Consider the following 1730-nt stretch of genomic DNA (forward strand, 5'->3'; position numbering starts at 1 on the left):
ACGTGGTGGTCGATGGCGGCGAGGGCTTGACGCAGGTCGGGTGGCGCTTGGGGCTGATCGGCGGCGAGGAGTGGTCGCAGGAGGCGGTTGTTGAGTTTGGTGTAGAAGATCGCCAGGCGTTGCCCGTCGGGGGTCAGGGCGTAGGTGTGGGTGTGTTCGATGCGTCGGATCAGGCCGTTGAACCGCAGGCGTCGCAGGTCGTAGGTCATCTGGCTGGTGGTGTAGGTGGTGCCGAGCAGCCGGGCGGTCAAGGCGCGAAGGCTCTTGTTGGTGACGCCGGCGACGGCGAACAGGGTGAGGGTGAGGGCGCCGGTCAGGGCCATGACCCGAGGGTCGCCGAACCGTAGGGCTGGGGCCCTCCTGCCATCCTCGGTGAGGGTGGGCTGCGCGACCCGTTCGATGACTGGGCTCGCAAGGACGCAGCTCTGACCGGCACGGATAGTGTCCAGCAGCCGGCGGTTGGCGTCACGGGCTTTGACGATGACCTCGTTGAGGTGTTCCAGGCGGCGCAGCACGCCGATGTCGTAGGTGTCGTTGATGACGGTTTCGATGCGTAGGGCTCGCCGGTCTTTCAGGTAGTACTTGATCCGGCTGTGTCGGTAGAAGGCGTTGACCACGATGCCGTCGTTGTCGCGGTCGATGGCGGTGCGGAACACGCCTTTGGTGGTGGAGCGGATCTGCCGGTTGAAGATGATCTCCATGTTGTCGGGGCGGCCGATGTCGAGGTTGTCGGCGGCGAGGGCTTCGAAGAAGGCACGGGCGTGGCGGGGTGCGGTGAACACGATGGTCTTGGCGACCTCGATCTGCCGCATGGAGATGTCCCACCAGTAGCCGGCGGCCCGATCGGCTGCGGTGAACGGTAGCGGCAGGCGGGCCCACCAGCGTTCGGTGAACACGGTGACGGTGCCGGGTCCGAGCCGGTCGCAGATGTCCTGCAGGGCCTGGGGATCCTCGCTGGAGGCGAAGCCGTTGGACAGTTCGGTGAAGCCGATCCCGGCCTTCACAGCTTGACGTTTGGCCCACTCGTGCCCGTTGAACCAGATCTTGCCCGGGTAGGGAAAGTAGGCGCAGATCTTGATGAACGCCGGTCCGACATCGGCGTCCCAGAGGTAGAAGTAGTAGCAGGTAACTCGGCGTTCGACCCGGTTGTAGGTGAACCACACCGCCCCGGTGCCGGTTTCGGACTTTGACCCGGTGAAGACCCGCTGGTACTCCTGCGCCACGCCGATGGCGACGACCTGGGACCGGCCGGTAGCGGCGGCTTTACGCATCAGCGGCATCACCTGGTCGATCTTGCGTTCCGGCCACGGACTGTCCGCCAGCACACCCGGCCGACTCTTCTCCCTCTTGCCCGTGAAGTTGATGACCGGGATGTCGTTGGCGTCGGCGAAGGACATCACCGCTGCGCGGAAGGCTTGCCCGCGGCGTTCCAGCAGTGCGGGTGACGGGACTGGCTTGCCTTCATGCTGGGTGAGGAAGCTGGTCACCTGACCGCCGACGATCAGGTTCGGCACGGACAAGGTGAGATAGGCGCGGTCCACGCAGTCGATCTCCAACAGTTTCTGCCCGTCGAGCACGTCGTTGACCGTCACCGTTTTCGTTCTCACCACACGCGAGGCCATGACCATCCTCCGCAACCGCACCTACGGTTGCCAGGATGAACCCACCACCAGCGGCCCGACCAGCCCAACCACCCACCTCGGCGGTCCGAGGCGGAGCCTCACTGGTGC

1 protein-coding gene is annotated in these 1730 nt (G+C 65.3%); it reads right to left on the bottom strand.

Annotation, left to right across the window (positions count from 1 at the left end; translation table 11 throughout):
* A partial coding sequence (locus DKT69_RS07480) for a hypothetical protein (protein WP_201749530.1) occupies window positions 1–1607 on the bottom strand: 1607 nt, incomplete at its 3' end.
* Between the last annotated feature and the right edge of the window lie 123 nt (window positions 1608–1730).

It is taken from the genome of Micromonospora sicca (assembly GCF_003172935.1).
Classification (GTDB): Bacteria; Actinomycetota; Actinomycetes; order Mycobacteriales; family Micromonosporaceae; genus Micromonospora; species Micromonospora sicca.